Here is an 18,306-nt window from a genome sequence, read left to right as displayed (position 1 = left end):
ATTTATAATTGAAAGGATTAAAAATCTCTTTTTATAAACCCTTCGTCGTACACGTTGTATACATAACCGCCTTCTTGCAAGAGAATAAAAATTAAGTAAAGAATCAAGAAAATACCAGTCCAAACCACTGCACGTCTTAATCCTTTGGTTTCGTCTCGCATGTGCATAAAGTCCCAAGTAATGTAATACGCCTTTACTAAAGTAAGAATGATAAATATCCAGTTAAGGCCTTTCATACCCAAAACCTTACCCATAAGCACCTCTGGTTTGTAAATACCCAAAACAACCTCTACGGCAGTTACAATGGATAAAAGGATTAAAACACCCCAAATTTTTTGGGTATTGGATTTAAACTTTAAAGCGCCTCTAAATATTTCTAATTTATGATCGTGTGCCATTTTTTACTATGATTTAAAAGATTTCCTTCTTCAAGGAAATAAAAAAATTATTTATTATACAAGGTAGAAGAATGTAAATACAAATACCCACACTAAATCTACAAAGTGCCAATACAATCCTACTTTTTCTACCATTTCGTAGCTCTTGCGTCTTTCGTAAGTACCCAATACCACATTAAAAAAGATAATGATATTAATGACTACACCAGAAAATACGTGAAAACCATGGAATCCTGTGATAAAGAAAAAGAAATCTGCAAATAACGGCGAACCATATTCGTTTACGTGAAGGTTAGCTCCTTCAACTACGGCTCTACCGTTTTCCTTAATTTGTTTTAACGATTCGGTTCTTGAAAGTACTGTTTTTTCACCTTCTTCTGTAAGGTCTTGCGTTCTAACCAAAACATTTTCATGACTTTCTAAGCCATGCAGAACCTCTTCAACAGTATAAGTTGGCAATGTTCCTTCACTTACAAACCACAACCCATTTCTACTTTCTTGTTGCACTCTTTCTGCATGGGCATCGGCAACTACAAAATCTCTCAGGGCCACACGATGACCATCAGTATCAACAAATTGCAATATATTACCACCTTTTGTTTGTACAGCACCATAATCACCTTTAATGAATGTAGCCCATTCCCAAGCTTGTGATCCGACGAAAATTAAACCACCAATAATGGTCAAAAACATGTAAAGTGTAACTTTTCCTTTGTTTAAATGGTGTCCCGCATCTACTGCAAGTACCATGGTTACAGAAGACATGATAAGAATGAACGTCATAAATGCCACATAAATCATGGGTAATTCTTGACCGTGCAAAAACGGTACGTGGGTAAACACCTCATCGGCTATGGGCCATTCGTCAATAAATTTGAATCTTGAAAATCCGTAGGCCGCTAAAAAGCCAGAAAATGTTAAGGCATCGGAAACGATGAAAAACCACATCATCATTTTACCGTAACTTGCTTTTAGTGGCTGGTTACCACCGCCCCAAGTTTTGCCTTCTGCTACTGCTGTACTCATATATATTGGTTGTTGTTTAAAAGTTGCACAAAAATAATCAATTTATTTATCTAATAAAATATAAAAACAAAAAGAGGTACACCCACAGTACATCTATAAAATGCCAAAAGGTGGCTGCGAGTTCAAACCCTAGCATTTTTGTTGGGTTATATTTTTGTTTATAATGATTATAAATTACCACCAATAAGCATATTAGCCCAGCAATAACGTGTAAAATATGTACAACGGCTATTAAATATATATAAGACATGGTTACATTACTGGTTGGCCCAGTAAAATTATAACCCAAATCGATTATTTCCTGAAAGCCCGAAAACTGGTTGAAAATAAAAACCACGCCTAATGTTAAAGTAACAATCAACCACAGCGATGTTGCTTTTTGGTTGTTGGCCTTCATTGCTTTTTTGGCCAAAATAAACGTCACACTACTTAAAACAATAACCACTGTACTTATTAAAAAGGCATTGGGCAATTGAAAATCCTTTAACCAATCTGGTCTGGAACTGCTAACAATAAAAGCACTGGTCCAGCCCATAAACGACATTATTAACGAAATAATACCAAACCAAAGCATCATTTTCTTTGCTCTAGCATGTTTTTCTTCTTGAGTGCCTTGTGTTAAATCCATAGTTTATCTAATAAATTTATCTATAACATAAATAATCTGTACCAAAGTGATGTACGACACACTGACCAACATAAGTTGTTTGGCGGCTTTTTCGGTCATAATTCTAAACAGTCGTATGGCATAATACAGCATCCAAAAACCTGTGACCAGTACCAACACAGCAGCTACTATAGATAACTCCAATCGCCCTGTAAAGCCAAACACTGGAATGATGGACACTAAAATAGTCCAAATCGTATACATGATAGTCTGTACAGCCGTACCTTTATCCTGCTTACCAGTGGGCAGCATGTAAAATCCGCCTTTTTTATAATCGTCGTACAAAAACCAGCCAATCGCCCAAAAGTGTGGAAACTGCCAAAAGAATTGCAGTGCGAACAATGTACCCGGCTCGATACCAAAATCATCAGTGGCAGCCACCCAGCCTAACATAAACGGAATGGCTCCTGGAATGGCCCCAACAAACACCGCCAAAGGTGTTTTGGTTTTTAAAGGGGTGTAAACACAAGTATATAAAAAAATGGAAATAGCCCCAAACATGGCCGTTTGTTTGTTGATAGTATACAAAATAACCACACCTGCCACCGTAAAAACACTAGCAATTATAAATGCGGTGGTTACCGACATGCGCCCCGACGGGATTGGGCGGTTTTTGGTCCGGTTCATCAAGGCATCCAAATCTTTTTCAATTATTTGGTTGAACGCGTTTGATGCACCTACCATAAAATAGCCTCCAAAGGCTAGTAAAACCAATGTTTTTATATCAACTGTTTCTACGCCCAACAAATAGCCTGCAAGTGATGAAAACACTACGCTTAATGCCAAACGCATTTTTGTGATTTCCTTAAAATCTGAAATTACAGAAGGTGTTGCTAATGAAGATTTTGAGTTACTCAATGGCCTAAATTCTTAACCGCTTTAAATTGCGAGTGCAAAGATACTCTTTAAAAGCATTTTGGGCAATGGTTTTGGAGTTGAAATTGAAAGCCGTTATGATTTAAAATATTTTGGCCCAATATAAACTTAGTTACTGAGATACTTAAACTGGTCAAGCATGATAATAATCAAAAATCAAAATACCAATTAAACAAATCGGTGCGTAATCCAAAATTAAACCATACAGTATTGCTTTCAAACGTAGTTACAATAGTAGCTTCTGGGTTAAAATTCCGAACCGTGATATCAGTAAAAATCTTTAGGTTCGAGGCGGGGTTTACCAAATAGCCAGCTTGCAGATTGGCGTAAAAACTATTTGTTTTTATACCTTGACCTACTTCTACGCCTGTATCGAAAGGGCGGTCGTTATAATCGCGGTAAATATCGCCACCGTAACTAAAATTATCGGTACCGTTGTTAAAATCGAGTCCGCGCATACCGAAAATAAATTTGGCATCGCCATACCAACGTTGGTAACGGTAGCGGCCAATTAAAATCAGTTCGCTGAAATTAGCGCCCCACAAATGCGCCATGCTTTGGTTATTGTGACCGTAGTTCAACACAATAGTGTTATGCGAATAGGTAAACGGGCGAATACGATTGTATTCGAGTTGCAACAATAAATTATTGACCTTAAAAGCATTATAATACTTAACGCCTAACTGATAACCATATTTATTTTTCCAACTTTTTTCACCACCTTTTACGTCGCCCAACGAAAATTCATCTAAAATGAATTGTCCGTAGGCATTCACGTCGTCACTAAATTTATATTTTGCAGAAGCGCCCAAAAGCGCATTTCCGGCACCTTGCCCTGTTTCAAATTCTATGGCACGGTAAAAAATAATGGGGTTTAAATAATTGACATCAAAACCTCGGTTGTTGGAGTTGGTCCACAATACCGATTCGAACAACCCGACATTCAAACGTTTCGACACATTCCAACTTAAATAGTGGCTAGCCATATATTTGGTTAAAAAGGCTTTGTCGGCCACCGCTTCATCTCGCACATCTTTTAGCCACATCCACGTATTGGTATATTTCAATTTCCAAAACTTAGTATTCAATTTAAAAAAGGGATGCGGACTCGCCACATCGCTCAATAATAACGACCGATACCCATCACCAATAAAATTTTTACCGTGCCCAAACTGAATATTCATAAAACCGGTAGGCGTATACGATAAATAGGCTTCAGCCACCGGATAATCATAACTATCGGTTTTAAAACGTTTCGCAATACCACGTCCCGGAATAATGGCTGGATCTGGACCAAAAGCTTTTAAGCTTTCAGAATAGCGATTAACGTAGCCCGCAAAGCGGCCTTGGCTTTCAAAAACTGAAGTATAAAAATTTAGCTTTTTTCCTAATCCACCTTGAACCAAAAGCCCCCTTGTATTATTGTATGTCGTTCCTATTTCGGCATCGTTGCCCAATTGAAAGTCGAAAATCGGGTCTATGGTAAACCAATAATCTTTACCTTGAAGCTGCACCAAGTGTTCGTTCCATAGTTTTTTACCAGCCCAAGTTGTGGTTTCTTTTTTAAGCTTTTTTTCCGCTTCTTTAAAATCGTAATATTTAGAAACCTCCTCAAAAACAAAAGGTTTTGATGCTGTATGACTATTGGTTCCTACCACGTTCATTGCCCTATCGAAACGCGCATAATCGCTGTGGGTGAACGGAATATTTAACTGACTTCCATACTTTGGATTTTCAAATGGCAACAGACTTGCATTGATACTGTCAAATTCCGTTTTAGAACGCCCAACACTATTCTCTAAACGATTTACAATTTTGATGCTTTTTGATTCGGCATACTGATTTCTTAAGGGGATTTTAATTGGCATAGAATATTGAACAAAGGTATTCTTGCCATTATAGCTCGCCGGTTTTATCTTCGGAAAGGTCGAAAACACCCGTTTTATCTCATTTTTAAGCGACTGATACATCGATTTGGTGTAAATAACCTGAAATTGACCAAGACTATCAACTTCAAAAAGCACTACAACTTCTCCTTTATATTTATCTTTTAAAACCTGTTCGGGCACTTTAAAATTATGATAAACATGATTAAAAACTTGCTTATAAAAACAATCTTTTAAAGCCTCTAACGCTATTCCATCGCATTGCGAAAAAACAGGAGGTTTCTCATTAAAGTCACCATTTTGGGAGTGGCCATATTGAAGCAAAATAAGTAGGAATGGTAAAAAGAGTCGCTTCATGTTTGTTATTAAGCGTTGATTTTGGACCGAAAGATACTATATTTTTAAGAATGACTCATAAAAAAACCCGATGCGAATGTTCACATCAGGTTTTTATCAATTGTTCTTTAATATTTAATCATGAACTTGGAAAATAATAGGTAAATCGTAAACGACACCCACATTTTGGTCATTTTGTTTTCCAGGAATCATTTTCGGGATTAGGTTAATAACGCGTTCAGCTTCCTCGCTAAGGTCTGGGTTTGGAGCTTTTGTTTGAATATCATTAACATGCCCTGTTTTGTCAATGGTAAACCGAACAAAGATTTTTTGTTTACCTGTTAACCCATAGTCGGAAGCTATATCACCGCCCTCAAATTTTCTTTGAATGAGTTTGGTTATTTTATCAGACATGCATTTTCTGCGCTCGTTATTGTTTTTAGAGTCTTCACAACCCGGGTAAATAGGTACATTTTGGATAAAAGCAATAGGAACGTTTGTTTCCTCAGGTTTATCAACCACATTTACTTTATTTGGGTCTATGGGATTATCCGTTGTTGTGCTTTGTTCTACGGTAACCACATCAATGATTTTTCCCTCATCAAAATCATCTTCAATTTCTTTGATTTCATCAATCAATTTTACTTCTTTTTTTGTGTCCTGTTTGGGTTCTGGTTTTGAAGGTTCATAAACTTTGAAGTTTTCAATAGCTACTTCTGGAAAATCGTCTTCAATTGGCAGAGCACTTACAATTTCGGCCGATTCGTTTTCAAACCGCATTTCCAATAGACCATAAGCGGTTAGTAAGCATACAATTAACCCTATTTGAAAATAAAAGGTGGAGTTTTTTTGTAAATTTGTGTCATGTTTTTGTGATTTTTTCACGACTTCCCCATTTTGCCGAATGGTGTCGTGAGCATCTTTTTGATTTCTCATAATAATTGTAGTTTAAAATGTTAATATTATGATAAAGTCACAATAAGCATACCAAAAAGAAATCCCGTTACAGTTTTTGTAACGGGATTTTGACATTAAAAAACCCTGAGGTTTACTCAGGGTTTTTAACTTACTTTTTTAATCTTAAAAATTAATCTTGGACTTGGAAAATAATTGGTAAAGAGTAAGGAACATTTACTGGTTTACCACGTTGTTTTCCTGGTTTCATTTTTGGCAACAAGCCAATAACACGTTTAGCTTCTCTTTCAAGTCCAGGGTGCGGTGCTCTAGCACGAATACCTGTAACCGTACCTGTTTTGTCGATTTTAAAGATAACGTTAATACGCTGTCTTCCTGATAAACCTAAATCGCTGGCTAAATCGGTGTTAAATTTTTTGTTTACAAATTGCGATATTTTTTTCGACATACATGCTCTTTTCTCATTATTGCTTCCCTTTTCGCAACCTGGGAAAACCGGTACGTTTTCAATAACTGAAAATGGCACATCGATATCTTCTTCTACTTCAACAACCTCAACCTCTTCTACTTCTACAATTTCAGTTTCTTGATCTACCTCTGTAGATTCAATTACAGTTTCTTCAACCTCTACCTCATCTTCAACAATCTCGATTACTTCGGGTGCTGCTGGTGGTGGCGGTGGCGGTGGCGGTGTTTGTATTTGCTGAGTTAAAGGAATTTCTTCTTCTATTTCTTCCTCCATAACTACCATTCCAACGTCTATGTCTTCTTTATCGTAAGTCTTATAGTTTATGGCATAATTAGTAATGAATAGCATTAACGCCAAGCCAATGGCGAAATACAGTGAGCTATTACGCCCCACATTTGCTTTAGGATTTTTTTTAGGTTCCATAATATATCGTTTATCAAGATTGCTAATTTAATTAATTATTTGCCAAAAAAGCAAGGCTTTATTGGTTTTTAACGTGTAAAGTTTTCTTTAACCACAGTGCTACAGCGGTTAACAAAGCTCCTAGGCTATTGGCAACAACGTCGTAAACATCCAATGCTCTGTAATCAGTGAATGTATCTTGTAATACTTCAATAACTATACCAAAAACCACAGAAAACACCAATGCGTAAATTATTGACTTTAAACGTACAAAACCTATATTGTAGTAAAATGTCCCAAACCACAACAACATTAAGAGGGCATAGGCCAAAAAGTGAAATACTTTGTCGCCAAACGAAAAACCAACGTCTGGCAAATTGTTTAAACGTACCAAACAAGCCAAAGTTAAGGCCAAAGTGTACAATAATGTTGCTGGAAGCATTAAGCTTTTAGGCACCTATTAACGCTTTGTAATCATCGGCAGACATCAAACCGTTTATTTCTTCAGCATCGGATATTTTCACCTTTATCATCCAGCCATCGCCATAGGGGTCTGAATTCACTTTTTCCGGTTCGTCTTCTAAAAGCTCATTAAATTCAACAACTTCTCCAGACAATGGTAAAAATAAATCTGACACCGTTTTTACGGCTTCAACGGTTCCAAAAATTTCTTCGGCATCAAGGGTTTCGTCTAAAGTTTCAACCTCTACATAAACAATATCACCCAATTCACTTTGTGCAAAATCGGTAATTCCAATAGTGGCTATATCACCTTCAACTGACACCCACTCGTGGTCTTTTGTATATTTTAATTCGGAAGGAATGTTCATATTATTTTTATATTAAATTTTATTTCAGCAAATGTATCTATTAGCTTCTAAAATTCAAATATAAAGCCTGTTAATTACCGAAATTATACCTTAGTGTTAACCCTGAGCGAATGGTTGTTTGCGGAAATGCCGTTGAAATAGCATAGTCTGAAAACGTGTAATCAAAATAAAAGATGCCAGTTAGGTTTTTACTGAAAGCATAATCGGCTGAATATTTTAGCCCCCAAATGGTTTGGCCCGAAGTAATTTGGTTGTTTTCCAAATCGAGATACCTAATTATGGTTTTATTGTCTCGTACCGAAATATCGGCTTTCATATTTAAATCGCTCACAATACGGCGCCGTGGACCTGCGAGCTTAGAACGGATACGTAAATCTTTAATTCGGTAGCCCAAACCTACTACGTATTCGTTACCTAAAGCCTCTGTCATTAAATTGTTGTCAAAACTTAAAGATAGAAGTCTGTCTTTTTTTATTTCAGCTAGAATTTTAACCGAATTTTTCATTTCGAAATCCAAGCGTACCAGCGGACTAAACATCTCGGTTAAGTTGATGTTGCTGAACAAACGAGCATTTTTAAAATTACCCGATTGATCTAAAGCTTCTTGCGGCTGTCCAGAATATGGCGTTGCCGGAACAGGCTGTTCGTTATCAGCTGGATCCTTGTTTAAATTCAGGTTAGTAGAAAACTGATTAATTGTGTAGGTAGAGCGGTAACCGTGCGTTAAAGAGAATCGTTTAAAATTCTTTTTAAACCAGTCAAACTTCATAAAGCCAGTATATTTTAAATCCCAGTTTGGTATGGGTACATCTCTAAATGCTGACGTTTTCACTTTATTGGCGTCTTGCCCTGAATAAGCCGCCAAAAATGCTGGCAATAGTACTTTTTGGCTGTTTTTACCGAAACCTAACGGGAAACCATCTTCGGCATTTCTTTCATAGCTTGATGTACCATAAAATTCTTCTGCTAAGCGCTCAGCAACCTTTAATCTGTTCGACCTAAACTCATCGAAAGCAGCAGACTGTTTTTCGTCACTTTTGCTAAATGCTGTTTTAATGAGCACGGTTGAAATATTAAAATTCCCAAACGTATTTGGAGTTAACGAGTTATAGACGCCATTCTGTACATTAAAGTTTTCGGCGTAATTTTCATAATAAGCGCGGTTTCCAATAAGGTCTATCTGCAAGTCATTAACAGGCTGAAGACTCGCCGACAAATCCAATTGCTTAGTATTTGTAGCTGTAAATTGTTGGTTAAACTCTGGAAATGCCGTTAACCAACCGCGACGCGCAGCCAAATAACGCACATCGCTTTGACTACCAAAAGTAAAGCCAACCGTGGGTTTTAGGGTACCAATAAAGCCCGGTGTTCTCGTATAACCTGGCAAGAACATACCATTATTTTCTGAGTAAGTGGCCTGTATTCTTTTAATAGTGGTTAAAATATCGACACCCGCATTTAATATTTTGGTCATCGATTTGTTTTTCGGCCTATTAGGCTTCTTATCATCATCGTTTGCCCCCGAAGGACCGCCTGGCGTTCCTGATCTTCGCCTTACCGTTCTAACCGGTTTTTTTACCAACCCTATGTATTTGTAAAAACGGGTCATGTCCAAAGAGGCATTGATGTTATGTACATTTGAATTTTGGATGGCATTACCCAAATCATAAGTTTGGCCATCTAACTCTACATTGCCAAATAAATCGGAACCTTTTTGCCATTGGAAACTTCCAGTATATTGGTACGTAGCATCAATAAAGCTAAAGGTTGGTATTTTATTGATAGGCAACTGGTAGGTAACACCTAAATTTTGTGTTTGCCTGTTGGGGTCTCCCACATCCAAGAGGCCGTCCCAAACATCTAGGCGTTCATCCTGTTCACCTCGGATTAAATCGTTATCCTTGAAATAATTCCGAACAATATTATTATTCGCAGCCGTAAAGTTAAACTGCAACGCATCGGTTAAGTTGTAATTAAGGGTATATTGAAAATCGAAAGTGTAATTTCTTCTAAAAAGCTCTTCAATACCAATATTATCGCCCGTTAAATCAACCTCTCTAAATTTTTGTCTATTGAATTGCCTGTTGATATCGGTATTTACCGTAAAACTGGACGGCATTAAATTAACGTTGAAATCCTTAATAATTTTCCAATATTTATTTCTGAAAAGCGAATCGTTATTTTTAAACGGCTCAACTTTAACCGGATTGAAGTTATGGGCATAATTGGCACCAACCCGCAAGGTTTTGTTTACCGAGTTTTCAATCTCGAAATCACGGTGCTGCACTTTGTTGTATGAGTAATTAAGCGTAACGTTTTCCACATCGTAAAAACGCGGTTTTTTATCGGTTGTTCTGTTTTTTCTAACTCCAATAAAATTGATGCTTTGGCGTTTGGTATAATCTTCCGATTGGTTTTTAATACGTTCACGCTCCGCTTCGTCGTTGGCGGCATCCAAACGCGAATCCAAAGTTAAATCTTTATAAAACTGGTCGTATTTTGGGGTAATGAGTTCTTCACTTTGCCCGTAATTAAACGGAAGCTGAACGCCCCATTTTTTAGGTAGCAATTGCCCTACGTTAATATTGGTAACCACATCGTACTGCTTTACATCCTCCAAACTACGTTGGCTAGGGCCTTGCTCTAAACCTCCAAAACCAGAAGTACTTTGTCTTGCAGTGGCGCTTACGTTGGCAAAATCGGCAATGTTACCATCCATGCTTACCACAGCGGCCCAACCGCCTTCGTTATCCAAATCGGAAAGGCGTAGCTCGTTAAACCATACTTCGGCACAGGTATTATTATCACCCGATACATTTTTAATACCAACCATCAAGGTTCTAATATCACCGAAACTAGGGTTTCCTTTTATTCCCACGCGGTGCTGACCAATAACATGTCCATCAAATGGATTCTCAGCTAAAACCAGCTCGCCATTTACAACATCATAAAACGTGGGATCTACATTGGCCAAAGTCGCTCTCGAAATACCTTCGGCTTTTACTTTTCCTAGAATGTCAATCGGTAGATTGATTTCGTTTTCGGTAGGCCAAACTTCATTATTAGTTGAACTCGTTAATACTAGAGGTACTTCTATTTGATAGTAGTTTTCGGTTAAATCGTTACCCATTCTTATGAAACCAACCAAATCGCCATCATTTAAATTGCCAGTACCAGAGTCGTTACCATCGTCGGCATGCATGAACATTCTAATGCGTTTGTACTGACGCATATCTAAGTCAATGTTTTTAAATGCCGCTCTGGCATCATCAACTTCCAAGTTACATACTTTTTCCACCAATGATTGTTCATTTTGGCGTACCACCGTATTGTTGTTAAACAACTCTTCTGGTCTAATCCCTGGAGGTGATTCATAACTCCCCTCGTTTTCGATAGTACCGATAACGCCTACTGAAAAATCGGTTAGTGGATCGCTGGGCTCAGGATCGTCTTTATCTAAAGCTTGGGTAAAACGACGCCAATCGCTACGTACTAAATCGAGTGTACCAAAACGGAACACGGTTGGCTCTTCAAATTCTTTCATATAAATCCTGGCGAAACGTACCGACCTTAAATCGGTAATTCCTCCAACTGCTTTGGCATGGGCACCTTGCACAGGAATTCTAAACTGGTACCAACGCACATTCTCTTCAGAATCACCATTTGGAAAATTACGCGAAGGGTCCTTGAAATCCCTTAAAAATTGTTTTAACGGGTTTGAATCCGGAAGATTTTTGAATTCCTCTTGTGTTTTTGGCAAATTTTCTGGAGCTAAGTCTAACTCATACTCATAATAGCTATCAATCGTGTTCATGGTGTTATCACGATTAATATCCTCTACATCTGGTTGTGTATTGGCACCACGATTTGTATTTGAAAAGGTATCTGGCGTGTTACCATCTACACCGTTAAATCGTTTATACCGTTCAAAAATATCGCCATCGGTATTTAAAAAATAAGTATAATTATCGTTTGACGGGTCTTCTAAGTTCCTAAAATTACTATAAATCGACTCTAAAACCGGATCTTCCGATAGTGGCGCCTCCTGACTGTCGCTATAACCATCATAACCTACATCTTGGTTGGTACGCTCTTGCCCTGTGGTATCGAAAGCATAAACCAAACTTTGGTTTTGAGGTGTAACCGTTCCCCATGTAGTTTTTTGCAGTAAGTCTACGTTGCCATCTTCTGGCAAACCGTTTTCGTATAGTTTTTTACCATCTCGAATAATATCTTCTGAAATATTACCAAGGTTAAACACCAATTTACCACCCGGGTTGTTAGGATTGCCTTGAAACGGATCTTGTAGCCAAAAATCGATATACTCTACATTTTGTTGCTCAAAATCGGTTGATGTGATTTGGCGCGTGATTCCCGCCCAAGCGTCACGCGGATTGTCAATTGTACCGTCAGCCGCATCTGGATCAAAATTATAAGGCCCCCTTTCGTCAGGATAATAGGCTAAATCTAAGGTATAAAGTACCGAATTCTGTCCTTGAACAATATCTCTATCGGGAAACAATTCGTTAATGAATACGCGACTGGTATACAAATCTGAAAGGTCATCATCTGTGACGCCATCCGGACGCCTGCTGGTGTAAAAAATAGGATCGATAACATACCAGTTTAACATGGCTCGGTTAAATCCATTATCAATAATTTCGGTATCCTCTGGGTCGGGATTCCCGTCGCCATTAAGGTCGATAGGCCTACTCGATAAAAACCACGATTGCTGCGAGGTTAAATCGATACCGTTTTGCGAGCCTTCAAAATCATCAATATATGAGGTGGCCTCGCCATTTAAATCGGTACCTTTTGGCGCTCCGGGAGCTAAATAGGCAAATTCGCCACGAAGTGATACGTTCGATTCTACATCGGTATCTATATTTGGTAATTTATTAGCCAAACGTGTTAAAAAAGGCACTTTGGTAGCGTAGTTTCCGTTAAAGCCAAAAATGGTATTATTAATGGACTCTGAACCGTAATTTGCCTTTTGCGTAATGGGGCGTTCGTTAAGGTTTAACAAGGTTCCGCCCAATACAAAGTTTTCGTTGAACTTATGCTCTACATTAAAACCAGTAAAACGGCGTGTTTGCTGACCGAAAACCGCATTATTCTCTGTTGAAACCTTAATTGGTGTGTTTGATGCTTTTAGGGCTTCGTCTAAAATCTGTACGCGGCCTAATTGATAATTTACCGTATAATCTACACCTTCAACCAACACACGTCCACCAGCCGTAACACGTACCGAACCTCGCGGCACATTAAACGACCCAATAGGAATACCATCACCACCCGTTGATTTGTAACGTCCTTTTATTTTAAATTTATTCTTTTCCGCTTCTTCTAAAGCAGCCGTTTTGGTACTGTTATACAGTGTTCTAAAAACGTATTTCTGTTGGTCTAAGTTGTAGGAGCTTTCATCATCATAATTTCCGTCACCTAAAATATTGTGAAGATATTTCCCAAAGGGTTCAGCACTGGTAAACACAATTTTTCCGTTTTGCGGAATCACGGTAATGCCCGGAACAAAATCGAAGAAACCATCGCCACGGGTTTGTGGGTCGTTATTAAAATTCAATTTATCCAAATTGAACACTCTTAAAAGTGGCGAGTTTTGAATTTTATCGTCTTCTTTTGTATTCTCGTCAACGAGATTCCCATTGATATCTAATTCAAAATCAGCTTGTTCTGGTGTTTCTCCTGCTTCAGGAATAGGGCTCACAAAGTTCAATGGCGACGCTTCATTATAAAAAATATTAAGTGTAAAGTCTTCCTGACTTAAATTATAGGCCCCTGTGTCGTAGATGTTTTTCATCATCAAATCCCAAATAGGTTGGCCTACATTTGTAATGCTACTTTTCAGCATTTTTAAGACCAAACTGGTATTTACCACAGAGGTAACCTGTCCTTGCTCGTTGGTTTCGACATCGGTAGCATCAACACCATCATTGGCAAATTCTCCTACTTGATACACCTTACCGCCAACGGTATATTGGAAAGCTACTGCCAGCACCTCGTCGTTATTTAAGCGTTGGTTTAATGAAATATAACCTAACTCTGTGTTTACAGTATACTCTTGACCTTGGTTTAGTTTTCTGGCATTCTCAAGTTTTGCATAATCAGACCCTTCATTAACCTGTGAGTTGAGGCTTCCAAAACCTTGCCCTGCCGTTGAGATATCTCGTATTTGTTCTGTTAAAATAGACCCCGAACCAATGGCCTTAGGATTAAGGTCGTTATTACCATTATCTGGAAACGGCCCTGCGCTGTTTATAAAACCGCTTGGAATTGGGTCGAGCAATATATCGTCGTTTTCTGGGTCTGCCTGATTGTAACCTATCTCTCCTAAATCTTGAAGCGCTACAATATTCCTTACATTTTCTGTGCGGTTACTTCGGTTGGTTACCCAAACTTCAATTCGGGTAATTTGCAACCCTCTGTTGTTTATAAACGGGTAGTTCGCCAATGAAGCGTCGTAAGTATCTCTAAAATACTGCGCTAAGAAGAAGTGCCGGTTTTCATCATAATCTCTTGCGAACAACTCAAATTCTTCAAGGGTTCCGCCGCCCTGAGCCACTACTGTATTTCCTTGCGATTTTTGTTCAGAAAACACACCCGTAACGGTCGTTTTACCAAATTGAAGTTGCGCTTTTACACCAAATAAACTTTGCGCTCCGGTAATTAGCGAACTGTTTAGTGGCATGCTTACGTTACCAACTTCTATTTTTTGGATGATATCATCTTCCGTTGGCGTATATTCCAACTTGATTAAATTTTGAAAATCGAAGGTGGATTGCGTATCGTAATTGGCAGTTACCTGAAGGCGCGTACCCACTTTACCCATTAAGCTTAAACTAATACGTTGGTCGAAATCGAAAGTAAAGTTGTTTCTGTTTCGTGGGGAAAACGACGGATTATCCTGTTTAGAAAACAGAATACCTAAGTCCATCTCCACCGAACCTTGAGGCACTACTTCAATTACATTGCTTCCAAAAATAGTTTCAAAAAAATCAGATTTCACATAAAACTCGGGCAGTAAATTTTTGCGTTCTTCTTCTGAACCTTCTTTTTTTCCATCAAAAGCATCAATTTTTTCTTTGTAATAGCCTTTTAAACTTTCTCGCGCCACTAAGGCATAATACTCATCGGGGGTTAAAATTATAGGGTAATTGATATTGAATTCGCCTACTTTTTCGGTATAGATATACCTGTCGGTTACAGGATCGTATGTGTATTTAGACTCTATACTGTTGGGGTCTGGTACTTTTAATGTTCCAACATTATATCCCGTTTGCACAGAATCTTGCACTGGCTCTTGCCCCCAAGACCAGATGGAAAAACATAAAACACAAGCAAATAAAGTATAGTGTTTATAAGGTTTCAGGTTAGTTCTGTTCAAAATGATTACAAATTTTTTAAAGCTTGTTTTATAATAGTTTCAACGTTGGCATCGGGCTGGGCAGCCACAATTTTATCCACTGCACGTTCGGCTTGTTTTTTAGCAAAACCAAGCACTTCTAAAGCAGATAACGCTTCATCTTTGTTGGTATTGTCTTTTGAAACGGAAACTTCATCTATATCGTAAATCTTTAAAATTTTATCCTTTAAGTCAATAATAACACGCTGTGCCGTTTTTGCCCCAATACCCTTAATGGACTGTATAAGTACCACATCTTCGTTTGCTATACCTTCCCTAACCTGTTTTGGTGTTAAAGACGATAGCATGGTACGTGCTGTACTGGCGCCAATGCCACTAACAGATATTAATAACCTGAAGATTTCGCGTTCGGCAAGTGATGAAAACCCATAAAGCGTATGCGAGTCTTCCTTAACTTGAAGGTGTGTAAAAAGTTTTAGATTTTCGGCATCTGGAATTTGTGAAAACGTGTGCAACGACACATGAAGCATATATCCCACTCCATTACAATCAATAACCACATGCGTTGGATTTTTTTCAGTAAGTTTCCCTTGAATATGTGTTATCATCTACAGCATTTCGTTAACCGACCAAATGTAATAAATTTATTTTCAATCGAATTACTCCGCATTTGCCTTTTCCTTTTCCAGTTGCTCTTTGTGTTGGGCATCAATAACCGCAATGGCCGTCATGTTTACAATTTCATCAACACTGGCTCCCAACTGGAGAATATGCACGGGTTTTCGCATGCCCATCATGATTGGACCAATCGATTCGGCTTCATTTAGTGTTTTTAACAGCTTGTAGGTGATATTTGCCGAATCAAGATTTGGAAAAATAAGTGTGTTTACTTTTTTACCAACTAATTTAGAAAATGGGAAACGCTCTTTTAGCATCTCGTCATTCAGAGCAAAATCGGTTTGCAACTCTCCATCAACAATCATATCAGGATAATAACGGTGAAGGTTGGCCACAGCATCACGTACTTTTGAAGCCTTTTCGTTAATTGAAGACCCAAAGTTTGAATATGAAATCATGGCCATTACTGGCGTCATTCCAAACATTTTAACCACCTGTGAGGTCATTTGGGCAATCTTGGTCAACACCTTAGCATCTGGATCGATATTGATAGAAGTGTCGCTTAAAAACAGCGGACCTCGTTTGGTCATCATTACGTTGGTTGTTGCCACACGGTTAACGCCATCGGCCATCCCGATTAACTCGAGCATAGGTTTTACAACACTAGGATAATTTCTGGAATAGCCTGAAATTAGTGCATCGGCATCACCCTCATTAACCATCATGGCTGCAAAATAATTACGTTCACGCATCAACCTTTGCGCCGAATAGTAGGTTACACCACGCCTCTTGCGTTGTTCCCAATATACTTTGGCATATTTATTTTTTCGGTCGTTTTCTTCATCAGTTTTTGGGTCGATAATTTCAACATCGTCTGCTTCAAATTCAATTTCCTTCATTAAGCTTTTAATGGTCTCTATTCTACCCAATAGAATTGGAATAGCTGCACCTTCTTCATAAACTATTTGAGCCGCTTTGATTACAGAGAGTTGATCGGCCTCAGCAAAAACCACACGTTTAGGGTTTAGCTTTGCACGATTCAACAATAGCCTCACTAATTTATTGTCTGAACCTAAGCGCTCTCTTAAAGTTTCTTTATAATCTTCCCAATCTGTAATTGGCGATTTGGCCACGCCACTATCCATAGCAGCTTTTGCAACGGCTGGCGGTACTTCGGCAATTAAACGTGGGTCGAAAGGTTTAGGAATAATATAATCTTTACCAAAAGCCAAGCGGGTTTCACCATAAGCAATGTTTACCTGCTCTGGCACGGGTTCTTTAGCTAAATTTGCTAAAGCCTCGACCGCAGCCATTTTCATTTCTTCATTAATTTTTGTAGCACGCACATCTAATGCGCCCCTGAAGATAAACGGAAACCCTAATACATTGTTTACTTGATTAGGATGGTCACTACGGCCCGTTGCCATAATAACATCTTTACGTGTTGCCGTAGCCAAATCGTATTTTATCTCCGGATTTGGGTTTGCCATAGCGAAAACGATAGGGTCGTTCGCCATAGATTTTAGCATCTCTGGAGACAATACATCGGCCATTGACAATCCTATAAAAACATCGGAATCGACCATAGCCTCCTCAAGGGTATCTATTTTTCTATGGGTAGCAAATTCGGCCTTTTCATCTGAAAGGCTTTCACGATCATCACGAATAACGCCTTTACTGTCGAGCATTACCATATTTTCACGCTTGGCACCAAAGGCTTGGTATAACCGTGAACAGGAGATCGCTGCCGCTCCAGCACCACTGATTACGATTTTAACCTTTTCAATTTTTTTATTCGTTAATTCCAATGCATTAAGCAATGCGGCCGCAGAAATGATGGCCGTACCATGTTGATCGTCGTGCATCACCGGAATATCGAGTTCTTCTTTAAGTCGACGCTCGATTTCAAAAGCACCTGGCGCTTTAATATCTTCTAAGTTTATGCCTCCAAAGGTTGGCGCAATGTTTTTTACCGTCTCTATAAATTCATCTACATTTTCGGTATCAACCTCTATATCAAAAACATCAATATCGGCAAAGATTTTAAAAAGTAACCCTTTACCTTCCATAACGGGCTTTGAGGCTTCCGGACCTATATTCCCCAAACCTAAAACTGCTGTTCCATTTGATATTACAGCAACCAAATTACCTTTGGCCGTATATTTATAGGCATTATTTTTATCCTTTTCAATTTCTAAACAAGGTTGTGCAACACCTGGTGAATAGGCTAACGACAAATCTCTTTGGGTAGCATATTTTTTTGTTGGAACTACTTTGATTTTCCCCGGAACGGGCTTGGCGTGGTATATAAGGGCTTCCCTACGTTTGCTTTCTTCGCTCATAATTTAAGGTTAATTAACTAAACCAACAAAGATAATAAACCTGTTGAATGAAGAGCTTAAACTTTTAGTTTTTTGAGCACATATTTTTAACCCATTCGCTATATCGACCAGAATAAGTGAACCAGTTAACCTTTATGTGCATGGCACTCCATTTTTTTAA

The 18,306-nt window shown here is 38.4% G+C and carries 12 protein-coding genes; all 12 read right to left on the bottom strand.

Translation table 11 applies throughout. The features are described 5' to 3' along the window. Positions 1–17: 17 nt before the first annotated feature. The 12 genes from GSB9_02340 to GSB9_02329 all read right to left on the bottom strand — a co-directional run bounded on the left by GSB9_02340 (position 18) and on the right by GSB9_02329 (position 18,146). Positions 18–398, bottom strand: a complete 381-nt coding sequence (locus GSB9_02340) for a cytochrome C oxidase subunit IV family protein (protein UKM65769.1) — start codon at positions 396–398, stop codon at positions 18–20. 54 nt (positions 399–452) lie between these two features. Beyond that, complete coding sequence (locus GSB9_02339) at positions 453–1,424, bottom strand: cytochrome c oxidase subunit 3 (GenBank protein UKM65768.1); 972 nt, start codon at positions 1,422–1,424, stop codon at positions 453–455. A 46-nt stretch (positions 1,425–1,470) separates the two neighbouring features. After that, positions 1,471–2,052 carry a cytochrome c oxidase subunit 3 gene (locus GSB9_02338; protein UKM65767.1) on the bottom strand — a complete coding sequence of 194 codons (582 nt, stop codon included), beginning with the start codon at positions 2,050–2,052 and terminating at the stop codon, positions 1,471–1,473. 3 nt (positions 2,053–2,055) lie between these two features. Further along, positions 2,056–2,883: a heme o synthase gene (gene cyoE, locus GSB9_02337; GenBank protein ID UKM65766.2), complete on the bottom strand. Its 828-nt coding sequence runs from the start codon at positions 2,881–2,883 to the stop codon at positions 2,056–2,058. 233 nt (positions 2,884–3,116) lie between these two features. After that, positions 3,117–5,210: a gliding motility protein RemB gene (locus GSB9_02336; GenBank protein ID UKM65765.1), complete on the bottom strand. Its 2,094-nt coding sequence runs from the start codon at positions 5,208–5,210 to the stop codon at positions 3,117–3,119. Positions 5,211–5,324: 114 nt separating this feature from the next. Next, the gene (locus GSB9_02335; GenBank protein ID UKM65764.1) at positions 5,325–6,125 is read right to left on the bottom strand and encodes an energy transducer TonB; all 801 of its coding nucleotides are present in this window, start codon (positions 6,123–6,125) and stop codon (positions 5,325–5,327) included. 151 nt (positions 6,126–6,276) lie between these two features. Beyond that, the gene (locus GSB9_02334) at positions 6,277–6,996 is read right to left on the bottom strand and encodes an energy transducer TonB (GenBank protein ID UKM65763.1); all 720 of its coding nucleotides are present in this window, start codon (positions 6,994–6,996) and stop codon (positions 6,277–6,279) included. A gap of 58 nt (positions 6,997–7,054) precedes the next feature. After that, the gene (locus GSB9_02333) at positions 7,055–7,417 is read right to left on the bottom strand and encodes a VanZ family protein (GenBank protein ID UKM65762.1); all 363 of its coding nucleotides are present in this window, start codon (positions 7,415–7,417) and stop codon (positions 7,055–7,057) included. A gap of 7 nt (positions 7,418–7,424) precedes the next feature. After that, positions 7,425–7,805, bottom strand: a complete 381-nt coding sequence (gene gcvH / locus GSB9_02332; protein UKM65761.1) for a glycine cleavage system protein GcvH — start codon at positions 7,803–7,805, stop codon at positions 7,425–7,427. A 70-nt stretch (positions 7,806–7,875) separates the two neighbouring features. Further along, positions 7,876–15,207, bottom strand: a complete 7,332-nt coding sequence (sprA, locus tag GSB9_02331; GenBank protein UKM65760.1) for a cell surface protein SprA — start codon at positions 15,205–15,207, stop codon at positions 7,876–7,878. Positions 15,208–15,212: 5 nt separating this feature from the next. Further along, positions 15,213–15,794 carry a Holliday junction branch migration protein RuvA gene (gene ruvA / locus GSB9_02330; GenBank protein UKM65759.1) on the bottom strand — a complete coding sequence of 194 codons (582 nt, stop codon included), beginning with the start codon at positions 15,792–15,794 and terminating at the stop codon, positions 15,213–15,215. A 51-nt stretch (positions 15,795–15,845) separates the two neighbouring features. Next, positions 15,846–18,146: an NADP-dependent malic enzyme gene (locus tag GSB9_02329; protein UKM65758.1), complete on the bottom strand. Its 2,301-nt coding sequence runs from the start codon at positions 18,144–18,146 to the stop codon at positions 15,846–15,848. Positions 18,147–18,306: the final 160 nt, after the last annotated feature.

It is taken from the genome of Flavobacteriaceae bacterium GSB9 (assembly GCA_022749295.1).
In the GTDB taxonomy this organism is placed as follows: Bacteria; Bacteroidota; Bacteroidia; order Flavobacteriales; family Flavobacteriaceae; genus Flavisericum.
The sequence above is the reverse complement of the archived record's forward strand: the minus strand, read 5'-3'. Positions and strand labels throughout refer to the sequence as shown.

Excerpts from the sequence above, each read along its gene's own strand:
- ruvA (UKM65759.1), bottom strand. The coding sequence starts at position 15,794 with ATGATAACACATATTCAAGGGAAACTTACTGAAAAAAATCCAACGCAT.
- GSB9_02338 (UKM65767.1), bottom strand. The coding sequence starts at position 2,052 with ATGGATTTAACACAAGGCACTCAAGAAGAAAAACATGCTAGAGCAAAG.
- gcvH (UKM65761.1), bottom strand. The coding sequence starts at position 7,805 with ATGAACATTCCTTCCGAATTAAAATATACAAAAGACCACGAGTGGGTG.
- GSB9_02335 (UKM65764.1), bottom strand. The coding sequence starts at position 6,125 with ATGAGAAATCAAAAAGATGCTCACGACACCATTCGGCAAAATGGGGAA.
- GSB9_02329 (UKM65758.1), bottom strand. The coding sequence starts at position 18,146 with ATGAGCGAAGAAAGCAAACGTAGGGAAGCCCTTATATACCACGCCAAG.
- cyoE (UKM65766.2), bottom strand. The coding sequence starts at position 2,883 with ATGCGTTTGGCATTAAGCGTAGTGTTTTCATCACTTGCAGGCTATTTG.
- GSB9_02336 (UKM65765.1), bottom strand. The coding sequence starts at position 5,210 with ATGAAGCGACTCTTTTTACCATTCCTACTTATTTTGCTTCAATATGGC.
- GSB9_02333 (UKM65762.1), bottom strand. The coding sequence starts at position 7,417 with ATGCTTCCAGCAACATTATTGTACACTTTGGCCTTAACTTTGGCTTGT.
- GSB9_02339 (UKM65768.1), bottom strand. The coding sequence starts at position 1,424 with ATGAGTACAGCAGTAGCAGAAGGCAAAACTTGGGGCGGTGGTAACCAG.
- GSB9_02334 (UKM65763.1), bottom strand. The coding sequence starts at position 6,996 with ATGGAACCTAAAAAAAATCCTAAAGCAAATGTGGGGCGTAATAGCTCA.
- GSB9_02340 (UKM65769.1), bottom strand. The coding sequence starts at position 398 with ATGGCACACGATCATAAATTAGAAATATTTAGAGGCGCTTTAAAGTTT.